The following is a 15,562-nucleotide window of genomic DNA, read 5'->3' on the forward strand; positions in this document are numbered from 1 at the left end:
TTTGCGTTCAGAGGAAAGTCACAAAATACGCGGGAATTCGACCAATTCTCCCCTCATATGAGGGAACTTTCATTGGGAACTCAGACACTTCCTATGGTAGAATAGAGGAAGATTGCTAAGCGACAGGCGGTGTAGCGATGCACGGAAAAATATTAGTCGTTGATGACGAACAACCGATTGCGGACATTATAAAATTCAACCTCGAGAAGGAAGGCTATCAAGTCATTTGCGCCTTCGACGGTGGTGAAGCGGTAAGACTCGCGTTTGAGGAGCTGCCGGATTTAATTTTGCTTGATTTGATGCTGCCGGTGAAGGATGGCATGGATGTGTGCCGCGAAGTGCGCGCGCGTTTGCAAACGCCGATCATTATGCTGACAGCCAAAGATACCGAGCTGGATAAAGTACTTGGATTGGAGCTTGGGGCCGACGATTACGTCACGAAGCCGTTCAGTACCCGCGAACTGCTTGCCCGAGTGAAAGCGCATTTGCGTCGCCAGAAGAACGATGCTTCTTCGTCTGCGGCCGCTGCAGCAGGCAACGGCACATTGCCGGCTGCCGAGGACAAGCAGGGGCTTGGGATTTTCAACCTGTTTATCGATACGGATATGTATGTCGTCTATAAAGACAATGAGCCGCTCGACCTGACGCACCGTGAATACGAGCTCGTTTATTATTTGGCCCGCAACTGCGGGAAGGTAATGACGCGCGAGCATTTGCTGCAGGCGGTATGGGGGTTTGAGTATTTCGGTGATGTCCGTACGGTGGATGTTACGATCCGGAGACTTCGGGAGAAGATCGAGGATGATCCGAGCCGGCCGGAATATATTTTGACACGCCGCGGGCTGGGTTACTTGATGCGTAATCCGAAATCCGGAGGGTTCGGGTACGGATGAACGGGATACGGTTTTTCCGAACCATTCAAGTTAAACTGATTATTATTTATGTGCTGCTGATTCTTATTGCGATGCAGCTGATCGGTGTCTATTTCATCAGTACGATGAAGACCTCACTGACATCGACGTTTACGAATAACATGAACGAGCAGGCTAATCTGCTCTCTAAATTATCGGCGCAAACGCTGTCCAATCGGTTGGACAAGACAGGCACCACGGATGAGAACTCGACTGAGGAGTATCTCAGGGTGCTTGTTAGCAGTTTGTTCAGCATCAGCGAGGCTGAAATTCAAATTCTGGATGCAAGCGGGAAGGTGTTAGCCACCTCCATGCAGGCGCATCAGTCCTATATCGGCAAGAAGAATACCTCGCTGGCTGTCAGCCGGGCGCTGCAGGGGATTCGCGATAACGAAGAGGAAATTATCGATGAGGACGGTTTGCGCAAGAAGATCATTGCCAAGCCGATTGTGGATGGGGAGAAAACGGTAGGTGCGATCTACCTGGTCGCATCGATGAAGGAGCTCTATTCGACCGTTGATCGGATTAACCGGATCTTCATGTCCGGGATGCTCTTCGCCCTTGGTCTGACGGGCGTGCTCGGCATTCTGCTCGCCCATACGATTACGAACCCGATAAAAGCACTGACCCGCCAGGCCGCGGCCGTTGCGGAAGGTCGGTTTGACCAGCAGGTACCGGTTCTCGGCAATGACGAGATCGGCCGATTAAGCGAAGTGTTTAACGATATGACGATGCGCTTGCGCGATGCTCTGTCCGCCACGGAAGAAGAGAAAGAGAAGATTTCTTCGATTCTGGCCAATATGAGCGACGGGGTCGTAGCCGCCGACGAGCGCGGCGTCGTTATCATTACGAATCGACGGGCGCAGGAAATGCTGCGCCGGGAAGATTGCCAGGGCATTCGACTAACCGACTTGTTCGGCATGGATGAAGCGCAGCTGACGGGATTGCAGAAAGGGAATGAGCCTTCGGCTATTCTCTATCATCTGGAGGCCGATGGCGATGAGGAAGAGCTGATGCGTGTAACGCTGACGCCGATTCATCGCCGGGATCAAGGCATCAGCGGTACGATTGCGGTGCTGCAGGACGTCACCGAGCAGGAGCGGCTTGAGCAATCGCGGCGCGAGTTCGTTGCGAATGTATCGCATGAGCTGCGCACGCCGCTCACGACGATCAAGAGTTATGCGGAAGCGCTCGATGACGGCGCAATGGATGAGCGGGAACTGGGTCAGCGATTCGTCGGCGTTATTCGGAACGAGACCGAGCGGATGATTCGTCTCGTTACGGATCTGCTGCATCTATCGCGGCTGGATTCCAATCAAGCTCCGCTGCGTCGGCAGCAGACGAATGTGCCGGACATGCTGGAGGAAGTGGCTGACCGCTTCTCCTTCCAGCTGCGGAAGAAAGCGATTAAGGCGTCGGTTCGGGTAGAAGATTCGATTACATCCATCTGGCTCGATCGAGACCAGATCGATCAGGTGCTTGATAATCTCGTCTCGAACGCGATTAAATACACGCTCGACGGCGGGCGCATTGAAATTGCGGCACGCCGACTTGAGCCGGCTTCGGTCGCCATTAGCGTGAAGGATACGGGAATCGGTATTCCGAAGCGGGACCTTGGCCGTATCTTCGACCGATTCTATCGGGTCGATAAAGCCCGCTCGCGCAATATGGGCGGTACCGGCTTGGGCTTGTCCATTGCCCGGGAAATTGTGAAGGCACATGGCGGCTCCATTGCGCTTGATTCCGAGCTGAATGAAGGAACGACGGTAACGGTCATTCTGCCTGTGCAGGTCGGCGGAGGTGAGAGCGCATGATGGACAAGCTGAAGACCGCGGTGCTCACAGCGCTCGTTATTCTCAGTCTGATTCAAAGCTATATGCTCGCATACAGCATGCCCGGCCTCGGCGTAACAACGACACCGCAGCAGGATTATGTGCCGGCCGAGCCCATGGGGCAAGAGGAGAAGATCGAGAACGTTATTTTTCCGGAAGACATGGTTCTGCATCTGGGCAAAGGAAAACATACGCTCCTGTACCCGGCCTCGAATTTCTATAACTTGATCTTCGGCAAGATTAAGAGCCGTGAGTTTAAAGGTTTCCAGCGGAGCGCGGCAGTCGTCGTCGATTGGGATGAAATCCGCAATCGCGATGAAGGGCTTGAACTGCGGTTCGGGCGCGGCGTTCCGGTTGAGCTGTTAAGTAAAGTATTGAAGCTGGAAGGCGATGCGACGTTTATGGATGACGTCGTCAACCGGATCTGGATTTATAAAAGCAGCGATCGGGATGAAATCCGAACGTATTTCTTCAGCAGCGACGGCTTGACCGTGTATGAATCGGTGAAAGCGGATTTAACGGCGCAAGACGTTCAGATGTATGTCGGTTACGGGGAATATCAGACGAACTATCGGAAAATCGGCGATGATCTTTATACGCCGGATGGACCTGTGGAGTCGATGCAGCTGACCGTGGGTTACGATACGTATTCACCGGAACAAATGCAGCAGTATTTGTTCTTTGATCCCGGCGTTACGCGGGTAATCAGCGACCAAGGCGGCTCGCAGATCTATACGGATGGCAAGCGCGGTCTCCAGGTGGAACAGAACGGACGATGGATCAGCTATACCGATCCCGTATCGGTGCAAGGCCAAGACGATAACGAGAGTCAGAACGTATATGCAGCCATTCAGTTCATTAACAAGCACGGCGGCTGGGATGGGTTGCACCGCTTCACGCATGCGGGTACGTTCGAGAGTGTACAGGTACTGCGATTCCAGCAGTATTACGGCTCGTATCCGATTATACCTCAGGAGCCGTTCATGTTCGGCAGCATGAGGCTGCGTTTGCAGCAAGGCGTTGTTTCGGAGTATGAACGTTCGCTGCTCACGCTGCAGAAGAAGGCACAGCAACGGGACATCCGTTGGCTGCCCGGCGGCGATATGCTGGAGAACGCCTTTAAGAACTACAATCGCAGACTGGAAGTGACTGCGATCTATCCTGCGCTGCTGGCGATATCAACCGAGAAGAATGTAATGAAGCTGGAGCCAATCTGGGCTGTCCGTCTCGTAGACGGCACCCAGGAGAACCTGCTTCAAGCGATTCCGGGCGGTTACAAGCCGATGCCCGGTGAGCCGGGCGGTGCGCCGCTTCAGAAGACGAGCAATACCGGCGGCACCGGAAACATGAACGATGAACCGAGCGATAATGCGGCTTCCAGCGGTATTGCACAGCTGAGCGGCGGACCATTATCCGGACATATCAGCAGCTTAATCAGCCTTAATGGCACGAATGTAAGTGAAAAGAAAAATGGAATCGATGCGGGAGCGAATGCCAGTGAAGGCACGGGCTCAAGTGAAGGAACCGGAAATGCCGTTCCCGCGGATAGCGATATGGCAGGCGCGCCTGCCGCTGCGGATATTACCGCTGCTGTGAGCGGAGAAGCGACCCATGTGGGTAGTGGAGACGGCGACGCTGCAGCGGAGCAGCCGTAAGCGGGGCTACAGTCGAAGGAGATGAAGGGATGGATTGGGGCAGGGCGAAAAGTGTGTTGATTTTTGCATTTTTGCTGCTGAATCTCGTGCTTGGGTATCAGCTCTGGTCCAATATCCGGGAGGGGCTGCGAACGAGCGCGGATGTGAGCGATTTGCGGCCGGAAACGCAGGCGCTTATGGAAGAGAAGAAGATTAAGCTCGGAACAAGCATCCCTTCGGAAACTCCCGAGCTGCGGGATTTGACCTACCGCATCCAAACCAAGCTCGGCAAAGGTGAGCGCCACGAACTGAAGAAACCGGTAGACAGTAAAGTGGTGTTCGAGGAGAAAGAGCTGCAGGCGAGTCTCGGCGGCATTATCCCGGAGCTTGAGAATTATGCGCTGGGTACGGTACATGAAGATGAGTTTATTTTGTACCGGATGGTTGAAGGGCGCCCGATGTTCGATGCCAAGCTTGAGCTTTATTATGATTACCGCAATCAGAAGATTACGGCGTACAGGCAGGACCTTGTCGAGCTGCTGCCGCCACAGAATTCGACCTCGCAGTCGGTTCTGTCGGCCACTAAAGTGGTGACAAGCTTAATTGAGAATCAACTGCAGAACGGGGCAGTCATAGGGGAGATCAAGCTGGGCTATCACGGCCAGATTTTCGACTCCAATACACAGGTTTCGGCGCCGACATGGCGCGTGCTGCTGGAAGATGGCGGACAGTACTACATGAATGCAATCAGCGGAGAAGTTGTGACGGAATAAGTGGGGTTTCGCAGTGTCCCGCCGAACGATCGGCGGGTTTGGGGAGCAGGGGAAAGGGCAGGTTTAGAAGAAGTATGGGACTTCGATTTACGGTACTTGGGAGCGGTTCGACAGGTAATGCCACGATCGTGCAGTGCGAAGATTCGACCGTGCTTATTGATGCGGGTTTAAGTGCGAAGAAGCTCGAGGAGCTCATGCGGGAGCGGGGCGTCGCCGGTCATGAAATCGATGCGATTCTCGTGACGCATGAGCATTCCGATCATATAAAAGGGCTTGGTGCGTTTGCCAGGAAGCACAATGTGCCGATCTATGCGAATGAAGCGACATGGGGCGCACTTGAGCGCCATGTCGGCACCATAACAAGCGAGCAGCGTGTCATTATGGAGACAGGCGAAACCGCGAAGTTCGGCGCTATGCGGACGACATCGTATGCGATTTCGCATGATGCGGCCGAGCCGGTCGGGTATGTTTTTGAAGATGATGATGTCAAGCTGAGTCTGGCCACAGACCTTGGCTATGTTAGCGACAAAGTAAGGCGCATGATAGAAGATTCCGATGTGCTGGTGCTGGAGTCGAACCATGATGTCAACATGCTGCGGATGGGGCGTTACCCGTGGAACATTAAGCGGCGCATTCTCAGCGATATCGGGCATTTGTCCAATGAAGCAGCCGGAGAAGCGTTATGCCAGCTGATGACGGATCGAACGAAGCGGGTTTATCTGGCGCATCTTAGCTTGGATCACAATTTGATGGATCTGGCTAAGCTGACGGTGAACGGCATCTTGGAGAACAACGGTTTCTTCTTCAAGCGCGATGAGCATCCGCTGCGCGAAACGTTCCATGACCGGCCTACGGCATGGGATGAAGTGCGCCGACGATAAGCTCGTCCAGCTCGGAATCAAGCGAAGCGATTTTGCGTTCAAGTTCGTCCGGGGTGAGAATGCCTTTATCCATGAGCAGCTCAGTCATCGCGCTGAGAGTTAGCAGGGTGCGGTAATGATCCTCTTTGAGGTCGGCAAGCTTGGCTACGAGATTAAGATGGTCAAGGGCCGAGGAACTTCTGGATTTCATGAGATTCGCTCCTTCATCTATTTGTTTATTATTCTATTATTATTGTAGACCGTTCTACCGATATCATTCCTAGATTCGTAAAATAATGGTCTTGATGTCAGCGTGACATCGAGAGGAGCGATTATAGATGAGCTTGTTTGATGATGATTTCTATTCAACACGTGTATCGCGTCGTATTCGGTCTACGGGCCGTGACGCTTCGTTTAGCAAGCGCGGGAGCGGCATCCGCTGGACGCCTGTACGCGTAGCTGTAGCTTCTTCGATGGTTAGCGCACTGGCTGCTGTGCTGGTGTTTGGTTTATTTACGGGTTTTGACCGCAGTGAAGGTTCTGTATCCGCTGTTGCAGGCGTGACTAATGTGGGCTTGAGCAATGATCCGCTTGAGAAAACGATCTCGGCCGCGGCGAAGATGCGTCCGGCTGTCGTCAGTATTATCAATGAGCAGGCTCAGCCTGAAAATGATGCAACCGAGGGTAATGATGCGGCAGGTACTGATGGTGGAGACGTCTCTCCTGAGCTGCAGCAAGCGGCTCTGGGCTCCGGGTTTATTTTCGAAAAGGTCAAAGGCAAGGCGCATATCATTACGAACAATCACGTTATCCAGGATGCCGTTGCGGTAAAAGCCGTGCTCAGCAATGGCGAAACGCGGAATGCGAAGGTTGTCGGAACTGATGCGATTACGGATCTGGCTGTGCTGGAGATCGATGCGGACGGCATTGATGCGGTAGCCGAATTCGGGGAATCCGAAGGCTTGCGCGCCGGTCAATGGGTGATGGCGATCGGAAATCCGCTTGGACTTAGCGATTCGCTTACGATGGGGATTGTGAGCAAGACGAAACGGATCATTCCGGTGTCGCTCAGCCAAGACGGCAACTACGACTGGGAACAGGAAGTTATTCAAATCGACGCGTCCATTAACCAAGGGAACAGCGGCGGTCCGCTGATCGATCTGGACGGCAACGTGGTCGGTATCAATAGCATGAAGATTGCGGAGTATGGCGTGGAGGGCGTCGGTTTTGCGATTCCTTCGCATATTGCGATGCCAATTGTGCAAAGCTTACTGGAGTATGGCAAAGTGAAGCGTCCTTATCTGGGCGTGTATACGATGGATCTAGGGTTGTATATGGCGCAGCAATCGGCTGCAGCTCAAGGTCATGGCGATGATGATGGCAGCGCAGGCGACGCGGATCAGGAGCCGTCCACGGAGGAAGGCTCGAAGTCCGGCGATGGTGCCGTTGGCGGAGAAGACGAAGGCATGATGATGCCGCAAGGCGATCTGAAGCTGCCGGATGATGTGAAGCAGGGCGTAATCGTGCTGCAAGCGGTCGGTCCGGCGGAGGAAGCGGGTCTGGCGTTTAACGATGTCATCGTGAAGCTCGACAACGAATCCATTAGCAGCACGATGGAGCTGCGCAAATATTTGTACGGCAAGAAGACGATCGGCGACGAGATTGAAGTGACCTTCTACCGTGACGGCAAGAAGCAAACGACAACGTTTAAGCTGGCGGAGAAGACGGAAGAATAACGGTATAGTCGCGAAGCGGATCAGCTCGTGCAGGCTCGGAAGGTGCGGGCCTGCGTTACGACGAGCTGATCTCTTTGCGTGGATTTGGGGTTGTAGGGATGGGGCAAGGCATACTAGGAAACAGACTACAATTGGGGGATCTGGCAGATGTATTGTGTATGTAAAGAGCATGTGGAGCTGGCGATTGATAAATTTGTGGATGAATACGAGGATGCACCGGATATCGTGGATTTGGTGACGACGAAGTTCACGGAATGGGAAGCGCCGGCCACTTGCGAGCTGTGCGATCACATTGCCGAGTATTTGGTGGTGTAGCCGGTGCATATTCAAATTGCTGCTGTCGGAAAGCTGAAGGAAAAATATCTCGTGCTCGGCATCGCCGAATACGCGAAGCGTCTTGGCCCGTACGTGAAGCTCACGCTCACGGAAGTGCCGGACGAGCGGGCGCCCGAGACGATGAGCGCCGCCGAGGAAGCCATTGTTCGCGAGCGCGAGGGTGAGCGCTTGCTCGCGGTTATTAAGCCGGACGCGCATGTGATCGCGCTGGCGCTGGATGGGGAGCTCTGGTCGAGCGAGGATCTCGCCGGCCAGCTCGATCATTTAGCCACGTATGGGCGGAGCCACGTGGCTTTTGTTATTGGCGGGAGCAACGGCCTCGCACCCGCCGTGCTGAAGCGCGCCCAGCAGAAGCTGAGCTTCGGGCGCATGACCTTGCCGCACCAGCTCATGCGGTTGGTGCTGCTGGAGCAGGTGTACCGGGCGGTGAAGATTAACCGGGGGGAACCGTACCATAAGTAGGGTGAAATCTTCAGCATTAAAGGGGGTCTGCGCTATGTTTTTGGAATTTCCGCCATCTCCCATCTTGAGCGCCTATGTCGATAGCCTGCTCATCCAGGAAGATTTAAGCCGGAATAACTACGCCAACCGTAGCCCAGTCAAGGTACTGCCTACTGCAATGACGGTCATCGGTATTCAATATGGTAAAACGATGTCCGTCGTGGAAGCCGGTACAACCAAGCAACTAAGTACAAGCGGCATTACCGGTATGCAAACGACGTTCCGGGAATATGTCAGCACGGGAGCCATCGGCACGATTATCGTCCGTTTTAAGCCAGGCGGCTTGCTGCAATTTGTCGACTATCCAATCCATGAATTTCTGGATTCCAACACGGACTTGAAGCTGATATTCCCGCCACAGGCCGTCGAGGAAATGGAGCAACGCATTCAAGAAGCTGAAAGCGCCGCCGCACGAATCGCCGCGGTGAACAACTTTTTGCTTGCGATGTTTAAAGATAAACGGGAGGACAAGTTGCTCCTGGACCTCGCTGTACAAATCAGCAAACAGAACGGCAGCATATCTGTCGATCAACTTGCCAAGCAATTTTTTGTCAACAAACGGACCCTGGAACGTCAGTTCAATCAGCGGATCGGCATATCGCCCAAAAAGTTTGCCGGCATTCTCCGATTCCAACATGCCATCCGGCTCAGGAAAGCGGGATTTGGCTACCTTGATATTGTCGAGGCTTGCGGCTTCAGCGATCACGCGCATTTCATCCGCGAATTCAAGTCTTTGGCCGGCTGCACGCCTGAGCAATTTTTTGGCACCGAAATACAGCCCGAATTGGCTCGGCATTTCAACGAATACAAGGCTAAGACGTTCTATAAACCGATCATGTACCAATAAAGCATTTCCCGCCTTCCACGGGAGAATGCTTTTTTTGTTTTGTCGCATTTGTTCAATGAGCCGCGTCGGAAGCCTGTTAGTATAAAGACAAAGCGAGACATCACTAAATTCCAAAAGGAGAGAATTCTTATGACAAATCCGCGCGAATTGCCGATTTTAACCGACTTTCCATTTGAAGGCCGTTATTTGCTGGTCAATGGACACAGGATGCATTATATAGATGAAGGCAGCGGAGATGCTGTAGTGTTCCTGCACGGCAATCCGACTTGGTCTTACGACTGGCGAAATATCATTCCATACCTGACGGAATCCTACCGCTGCATTGCTGTCGATTTGATCGGAATGGGCCGCTCGGACAAGCCGGATATCGGCTATACGTTTTTGGAACATGTCGATTACATCACAAGATTTATCGAGCAGTTAGGGCTGCGAAATATCGTATTGGTCGGTCATGACTGGGGAACGCCGATCGGTCTGCAATATGCCGCTTCACATTCTGATAACGTGAAGGCCGCTGTCATGATTGAACCGCAGTCGTTGAAGCCCTTCACCGACTGGGCAGATTTTTCGCCGTCTGAAGCGGTCGAACTGTTTCAAATGCTGCGCAATCCTGAAAAGGGTTGGCCATTCATGCGAGACAATAGCGTATTTATAGAAGGCATGACCCATTCGATCATCAGCCGATCCATTACACCGGAGGAACTCGAGTTCTTTCGCGAACCGTTTCACGATGTCCAGGCGCGCAAGCCGATGTGGGTATTCCCGAATCAACTTCCGATTGGTGGTTATCCGGCCGAGGTTGTTCAGGCAATTATTGAACGCAACCGGTGGTTGATGGAAACCTCGATTCAAAAGCTGATGTTTTATGCTGTGCCGGGTTGCAATGTACGCGATCCCGAACTGGCTTGGTGTCGCAGCAAGCTCAAAAATTATAGCGCTCATTCCATCGGCGAAGGCTTCCATTATCTGATGGAAGAAAATCCGCATGAGATCGGTCAACACCTGCTCCTCTGGTTACAAAACTTGCATACTCCGCCTTATTAATCTCCAATATGTTTATAGCACCGCACGTAATCTATTACGAAATCACTTGGATACACAGGTTGTCCCGTGTTTCCGCTCTCTTGCGTAGGGACCTCATAGATGTTTAGCATAAGCTGCATGGGATAGCTGGGAGATTGTGTAGAGCGATGGACTAGTTCGTTGTCCACATAGAAGGCGACGCCTTCAGGAGTCCAGTCTGCCGCGTATACATGGTAGTGGGTTGGATCAATGGCAAAATCCCGTTCGAAAAACTCCTCTTTAATCGTCGGGTCACCGAATGCATGGATGCCAAACCCGAGCGTGCATGATCCGTTCCTTACGTTCCATCCTTTCAGCTCAAACGGACAAATTTCCGCGGATCGCTCGGGTGAATCTTCAAAGCCTATCATCCAGAACGCGCAGACATTTCGCGGCGTGCCAAGACCTCTAGCCCGAATTTCGAAAAAGCCGTATTGCGGGACAAATAAACGCTCCTCAGCTTGTTCCTCCCGAACGAGACAATCAGGCGAAAACCGATGCTGACCAAGCGCGCTGTCCAGCGGTCCAGAAAATACTCCTGTTTGTAAGTTGCTAACTTTCACGCTGCCATTGAATTCCGGACTCCACGGCTGTTGGTCCTTGGTAATGCGCAAGAGGAGCTGACTATTTTCGAAATGATAGTTTGCAGCAGCATTCCGTCGGCTGCTCCACTGAGGTAAATAATAAGGCAGCCATTTGGTGCGATCCAACTCGGTTGTCTCGAAGTCATCGTGGAAAATAAGCGTGTAGTTTGGTTTTTCTAACGGGTTCCTTGGGAAATCCAGCATGCTCATGGTGGCGCTCACTCCCTTTTTCAATTCTTGTCCATTGTCTCTCATCCCCTCACCCATTGGCAAGATTCAGAGTTACGTTCAGGCAGAAATGAACCGGATTGATAACGAAACCACTCCATATCAAGGAGTGGTTTTGGCTTTATTTATGAATGTATTCATTATGGTAAAACGCTAGTTTGAGCATTTTTACACAGCTTGGGCAGATCTGAAACAGGCTGCTTTCGTCGTGAAATTCGTCGAAATAATCCTTTCATATAAGCGCCGAATAGCGCTCGAATAATTGCAATGCAGTTGCTTCAACCCTAATCAATTAGGTTAATGCAGTATCAAGCAAGCGAAACAAGCTAATCTGAAGACGACGAGGAGGAATTACAATGACAATTCAAACGATGACGACGAAGGTACACACGGTTGGCCACTTGAACGAGGTTCAGCGAGAGGTTAATCGCTTCCGCGGCGAAGGCTATGATGCGAACAACATCTTCGTACTGACCCATGACAAGGAAAGGACGGCCAGAATCGCGGAGAACACGGATGCCGAGACGATTGGCGTATCCGATGAGGGAGTCGGCACGGCGATTGCTAATGTGTTCCGCTCGACCGGCGATGAGCTTCGCGCCAAGATGAGGTCTCTTGGGATTTCAAAGCAATATGCCGAGCATCTCGAAAGAGAGATGGATGAAGACAAAATTCTGGTCATCGCCTGGGGTGGCAGGGAATACAAAAACGATGAATATGACGATACAATCTACTACTACCCGACCTTTGGTGCTTTTTAAAACTAACAAACTACATCTATAGAGAAACGAAGACCTATCCCAGAGGGGTAGGTCTTCGTTCTATATAGAAGCGTTGCAGGGAAAATCCGGAATCAGAGGGGATACAAATGAATTGATGTTGGTTGTAAACAGTGTTACTCTAACTACGGTAAACTCAAAACCTATTTCTGCAAAACATCTGATAATCACGCTTCAGATATAAAGAAAGGTAGTCCTTATGATAAAAGTTGAACACCTATCCTTCTCGTTTCCCCAAAAAGAACTATATAACAACATTTCATTTACGTTAGAAGAAGCACAACATTGCGCCTTTATAGGTACAAGCGGCAGTGGGAAAAGTACATTGATCGATATACTGAAGGACCCGGAAAAATATCTTTTCGACGGCAAATTAGAGATGGACCCCGATTGCACAATCGGCTATGTAAGTCAGTTCTCAGAACTAGACAACACGAAGGAAACAACCGTTTTTGAATATATAGGAGAACAATTTATACAGATTCAAAATGAAATTCAATCGATTTGCACGGAAATGGAAACTTCACCCGATATAGAGCCGTTACTGGAAAAGTATCAATTAGCTTTAGACGCATTCGATGCAATGGGTGGGGATGATTTTGAAAGTAACATTCATAAGCAGCTAAATCTAGCCAACCTCATGAAGCGGAGAGATATTAACGTATCCGACCTGAGTGGCGGCGAATTCAAGCTTATTCAAGTGATGAAGGAAATGCTTAATCGCCCCGACTTCATGATTATGGATGAACCGGATGTATTTCTAGACTTCGAAAACCTAAATGCGCTTAAAAAACTGATTAATTCTTACAAAGGAATGCTGCTGGTTGTTACGCACAACCGGTATCTATTGAATCATTGTTTCAACAAAATCATACACCTTGAAAACATGGAGATCCAAGAGTTTGATGGGCGATATATAGAGTATAGCTTCTCCTTGCTTCAGACAAAAATCGAGCTGCAAGAAATCGCGGTAGCTGAACATGAAGAGATTGAGAGAAACGAGAACATCATCAATAATCTTAGAGTGATCGCAACTTATAATTCAGAAGCATCGAGAGGGAGAGCGTTAAAAGCCAGAGTCAGATTTCAAGAAAGACTGGAAGCGCGCAGAATTAAAGCGCCGTTTGTTGACATTAAGCAACCCAATATCAATTTTGGTCTTGTTAATGAAACGGAAGACACGATTGTTGTAAATGTCAATAATTATAGTGTTGCCTTTGATGAAATGCTTTTGGAAAATGTTGATTTTGAGATAAAATCTACGGATAAAGTAGCTATTATCGGTTCAAACGGTACCGGGAAAACGACCTTACTCCGAGAAATTTATAAAAATAATCATGATTCAATTGAAATATCTGCTGATGTGAAAGTGGCTTATTTATCTCAGCTTCAAGGTGAAATGCTGAAGGATTCCAATACAATAATGGAAGAATTCTTCGATGCGGGATTTAAAACGTATGATGAGATCAGATTGTATCTTTCAAACTATGGCTTTGAAGGAGAAATCGTTAGTCAAAAGATAGAATCTTTATCCGGCGGCGAAAAAAATATACTTCAATTGGCTAAAGTTTCTGCCAGTAAAGCAAACGTGCTGCTTCTTGATGAACCGACAAGCCATTTAGATACCTATACACAACTAGCACTGGAGAATGCCATTAAAGAATTTAAAGGTGCCATTCTCATGATTTCTCATGATTTCTATTGTGTTGTGAATGGTATGGATTATGTTTTGATTATAGACGATAAGACGATTACAAAAATGAACATGCCCGCATTTAGAGAGATGATTTATGCCAGTCATTTTGATCGAGACTATTTAGAAACGGAACAAAAGAAAAAATCAATTGAGATGAAAATAGAACTGGCTTTAAAGGATACTAATTTTGAACTTGCAAAAGGATTGCTTGATGAGCTGGAAGGGCTGATTAAGTTACTTTAGTTTAAAGCATATCGAGGAAAACAAACGATAACGATAGGTGCGCAGAGCCAACTCCTTTGCGCCTTTGAGGATCCAGCTCTTGGATTTATCCCACAGTTCCGGAGTCAGCCTTGTGACGGGAAATACAGGCACATCGGTCCTTACATGGCCGGACAGCACGCGGACATGGGCCTTACTGCGGTAATCATAGCGGAGCGGATGACCCGCTCAATCAAGCCAAGCCCAAGCGCTAACAACGCTTGGGCTTTTTATGTTTGTATTATAAGCTGCTGTATTCTCAAGATTACCGGACAAACACACTTTTTTAATCTTGTCCACATGTATACCTTACCAAAACGATTCTATTGCATTTAATAAACTATATCTAAAAAAGGGAGGTTTTGAGGATGGGAAATAGAGGAACTAGCGGTTATGCCCCCGTTCAGATCTTTAACTCCACTTCGTATAATGCGTTTGGGACAGTTGAATATGCATCCATCTTTTGTAGTGACGACAATTATAGAGTTGCGCGTAACTCGACTTGGACAGCTTCCAGCCGTGGAATTTGTTTGGTGACCAGAATCACGGCTGTGGTTCAAACGCCAAGTGGAAATATTCAAGCGGAACCTTATAATTCTTCCGGCACTTCTTTCAGCCAGTTTGCCATTATTCAGGTTGGGGAAAATAGATTCCAAGTGACGCGCGTTGTAAGTGCGAGAAGACGCAAGTAACATCTCAGGCAAGGCAAGATCAACAATAGGCACCTAAAATGAAAAGACGACAGGCCAAAGGTACCAAGGCTGTCGTCTTTTTCGCATTAATGCTTCCTATACCATAATATTCTGCGAAGCATCGAGGGGTCCTTCAAGAGCCGGAAAGGACGCAAGTCCGGTTGGTAATTGCCTTCAATGATCCAGATCCGGCGGTTCTTGTCGATCCCTATATCGAACCCGACTTGTCTAAGCTTGGGGTAACGCTCTCCCAGACGTTTGGCAGCCAATAATGCGATTCGTTCCGCTTTGACAAGCAGGCTCCGATCTCCGATTCGGGCTAACTTTAGCGCTTCAAGCACCGGAATGGTACGGCTGGCCACATTGGTAACCAGATAGCCTCGCGCCGCCACTTTCGCGTATGAGCCTGTCACATTCCAAACGGAGGAGGAGCCTCTTTTTCGCTGAGCCATGATCCGTATGTCAAACGGCTTTTGTTGAATTTGAGCAAGCTGCAGACGCCTTTGGACGATATATCCACGACCTCTGTTTCTACTACGGAGCCATTGGAGTAACTTCTCGGTGCGTCTGATGGTCACTGCGTTCTTTTCGTTTTGAATGCGATAGGCGTTCGCACCGTTTCGTTGAATGAACACGATATCCCTTCCGTAACTCCCGTCGCGAGGTTTCAGTACGACGCTTCGATAGTGAAGCAGCATTTTCGATAACGATTTCTTCTTAAGCAACTGTGTATCTGGCAACCGTCCGGCGAGAGAGGCACCGTTGCGAAGGAGGCGATATTGCAACCATTTGTCTCTTTGGATTGACATTGGGATCACAGCCTTTTTCCA

General features: G+C 50.1%; 16 protein-coding genes. 13 read left to right on the forward strand and 3 right to left on the reverse strand.

Annotation, left to right across the window (positions count from 1 at the left end; genetic code table 11):
* Positions 1-137 precede the first annotated feature (137 nt).
* The 5 genes from yycF to BM412_RS26340 all read left to right on the forward strand — a co-directional run bounded on the left by yycF (position 138) and on the right by BM412_RS26340 (position 6,031).
* A complete protein-coding gene (gene yycF, locus BM412_RS26320; protein ID WP_091224686.1) occupies positions 138-893 on the forward strand; it encodes a response regulator YycF in 756 nt (251 codons plus the stop codon).
* Positions 890-2,725 (forward strand): cell wall metabolism sensor histidine kinase WalK, encoded by a 1,836-nt coding sequence (gene walK, locus BM412_RS26325; protein WP_091224687.1) that lies wholly within the window; start codon positions 890-892, stop codon positions 2,723-2,725. The genes yycF and walK overlap by 4 nt, the downstream gene beginning before the upstream one ends.
* Positions 2,722-4,398: a YycH family regulatory protein gene (locus BM412_RS26330; protein ID WP_091224688.1), complete on the forward strand. Its 1,677-nt coding sequence runs from the start codon at positions 2,722-2,724 to the stop codon at positions 4,396-4,398. Before walK ends, BM412_RS26330 begins: the two co-directional genes overlap by 4 nt.
* A gap of 53 nt (positions 4,399-4,451) precedes the next feature.
* Positions 4,452-5,150 carry a two-component system regulatory protein YycI gene (gene yycI / locus BM412_RS26335; RefSeq protein ID WP_256256604.1) on the forward strand — a complete coding sequence of 233 codons (699 nt, stop codon included), beginning with the start codon at positions 4,452-4,454 and terminating at the stop codon, positions 5,148-5,150.
* Between the two features lie 74 nt (positions 5,151-5,224).
* Positions 5,225-6,031 carry an MBL fold metallo-hydrolase gene (locus BM412_RS26340; RefSeq protein WP_091224690.1) on the forward strand — a complete coding sequence of 269 codons (807 nt, stop codon included), beginning with the start codon at positions 5,225-5,227 and terminating at the stop codon, positions 6,029-6,031.
* Here the strand turns inward: BM412_RS26340 and BM412_RS26345 are convergent.
* The gene (locus BM412_RS26345; protein ID WP_091224691.1) at positions 6,000-6,221 is read right to left on the reverse strand and encodes a hypothetical protein; all 222 of its coding nucleotides are present in this window, start codon (positions 6,219-6,221) and stop codon (positions 6,000-6,002) included. The two genes, BM412_RS26340 and BM412_RS26345, sit on opposite strands and share 32 nt — an antisense overlap.
* Before the next feature lie 127 nt (positions 6,222-6,348).
* Here BM412_RS26345 and BM412_RS26350 point away from each other — a divergent pair, with 127 nt between their 5' ends.
* From BM412_RS26350 to BM412_RS26370, 5 genes are all read left to right on the forward strand, one after another.
* Positions 6,349-7,746: a S1C family serine protease gene (locus BM412_RS26350; protein ID WP_091224692.1), complete on the forward strand. Its 1,398-nt coding sequence runs from the start codon at positions 6,349-6,351 to the stop codon at positions 7,744-7,746.
* 147 nt (positions 7,747-7,893) lie between these two features.
* The gene (locus BM412_RS26355; protein WP_090980575.1) at positions 7,894-8,061 is read left to right on the forward strand and encodes a CxxH/CxxC protein; all 168 of its coding nucleotides are present in this window, start codon (positions 7,894-7,896) and stop codon (positions 8,059-8,061) included.
* A gap of 3 nt (positions 8,062-8,064) precedes the next feature.
* On the forward strand, positions 8,065-8,544 hold the full coding sequence (rlmH, locus tag BM412_RS26360) for a 23S rRNA (pseudouridine(1915)-N(3))-methyltransferase RlmH (protein ID WP_091224693.1): 480 nt from the start codon (positions 8,065-8,067) through the stop codon (positions 8,542-8,544).
* Position 8,545: 1 nt separating this feature from the next.
* Positions 8,546-9,430, forward strand: a complete 885-nt coding sequence (locus BM412_RS26365; RefSeq protein WP_143111708.1) for a helix-turn-helix domain-containing protein — start codon at positions 8,546-8,548, stop codon at positions 9,428-9,430.
* 147 nt (positions 9,431-9,577) lie between these two features.
* Entirely contained in the window at positions 9,578-10,474 is an 897-nt protein-coding gene (locus tag BM412_RS26370) for a haloalkane dehalogenase (RefSeq protein WP_218163191.1), read from the forward strand.
* Here the strand turns inward: BM412_RS26370 and BM412_RS26375 are convergent.
* Positions 10,471-11,343 carry a glycoside hydrolase family 16 protein gene (locus BM412_RS26375; RefSeq protein ID WP_256256628.1) on the reverse strand — a complete coding sequence of 291 codons (873 nt, stop codon included), beginning with the start codon at positions 11,341-11,343 and terminating at the stop codon, positions 10,471-10,473. The two genes, BM412_RS26370 and BM412_RS26375, sit on opposite strands and share 4 nt — an antisense overlap.
* Before the next feature lie 317 nt (positions 11,344-11,660).
* On the opposite strand from BM412_RS26375, the gene BM412_RS26380 reads away from it, so the two are divergent.
* From BM412_RS26380 to BM412_RS26390, 3 genes are all read left to right on the forward strand, one after another.
* The gene (locus BM412_RS26380) at positions 11,661-12,065 is read left to right on the forward strand and encodes a YflT domain-containing protein (RefSeq protein WP_091224697.1); all 405 of its coding nucleotides are present in this window, start codon (positions 11,661-11,663) and stop codon (positions 12,063-12,065) included.
* 217 nt (positions 12,066-12,282) lie between these two features.
* Positions 12,283-14,022 (forward strand): ABC-F family ATP-binding cassette domain-containing protein, encoded by a 1,740-nt coding sequence (locus BM412_RS26385; protein ID WP_091224698.1) that lies wholly within the window; start codon positions 12,283-12,285, stop codon positions 14,020-14,022.
* Positions 14,023-14,408: 386 nt separating this feature from the next.
* A complete protein-coding gene (locus BM412_RS26390) occupies positions 14,409-14,732 on the forward strand; it encodes a hypothetical protein (RefSeq protein WP_091224699.1) in 324 nt (107 codons plus the stop codon).
* A gap of 86 nt (positions 14,733-14,818) precedes the next feature.
* On the opposite strand, the gene BM412_RS26395 is transcribed toward BM412_RS26390, so the two are convergent.
* The gene (locus BM412_RS26395; protein ID WP_091224700.1) at positions 14,819-15,541 is read right to left on the reverse strand and encodes a YheC/YheD family protein; all 723 of its coding nucleotides are present in this window, start codon (positions 15,539-15,541) and stop codon (positions 14,819-14,821) included.
* Positions 15,542-15,562 lie beyond the last annotated feature (21 nt).

The organism is Paenibacillus sp. BC26 (assembly GCF_900116125.1).
GTDB classification, from domain to species: Bacteria; Bacillota; Bacilli; order Paenibacillales; family Paenibacillaceae; genus Paenibacillus_Z; species Paenibacillus_Z lignilyticus.

Bases quoted from the DNA above. Each gene is read 5' to 3' on its own strand.
- yycF (WP_091224686.1), top strand. From the start codon at position 138: ATGCACGGAAAAATATTAGTCGTTGATGACGAACAACCGATTGCGGAC.
- walK (WP_091224687.1), top strand. From the start codon at position 890: ATGAACGGGATACGGTTTTTCCGAACCATTCAAGTTAAACTGATTATT.
- BM412_RS26330 (WP_091224688.1), top strand. From the start codon at position 2,722: ATGATGGACAAGCTGAAGACCGCGGTGCTCACAGCGCTCGTTATTCTC.
- BM412_RS26340 (WP_091224690.1), top strand. From the start codon at position 5,225: ATGGGACTTCGATTTACGGTACTTGGGAGCGGTTCGACAGGTAATGCC.
- BM412_RS26345 (WP_091224691.1), bottom strand. From the start codon at position 6,221: ATGAAATCCAGAAGTTCCTCGGCCCTTGACCATCTTAATCTCGTAGCC.
- BM412_RS26350 (WP_091224692.1), top strand. From the start codon at position 6,349: ATGAGCTTGTTTGATGATGATTTCTATTCAACACGTGTATCGCGTCGT.
- BM412_RS26355 (WP_090980575.1), top strand. From the start codon at position 7,894: ATGTATTGTGTATGTAAAGAGCATGTGGAGCTGGCGATTGATAAATTT.
- BM412_RS26375 (WP_256256628.1), bottom strand. From the start codon at position 11,343: ATGGGTGAGGGGATGAGAGACAATGGACAAGAATTGAAAAAGGGAGTG.
- BM412_RS26380 (WP_091224697.1), top strand. From the start codon at position 11,661: ATGACAATTCAAACGATGACGACGAAGGTACACACGGTTGGCCACTTG.
- BM412_RS26385 (WP_091224698.1), top strand. From the start codon at position 12,283: ATGATAAAAGTTGAACACCTATCCTTCTCGTTTCCCCAAAAAGAACTA.
- BM412_RS26390 (WP_091224699.1), top strand. From the start codon at position 14,409: ATGGGAAATAGAGGAACTAGCGGTTATGCCCCCGTTCAGATCTTTAAC.
- BM412_RS26395 (WP_091224700.1), bottom strand. From the start codon at position 15,541: ATGTCAATCCAAAGAGACAAATGGTTGCAATATCGCCTCCTTCGCAAC.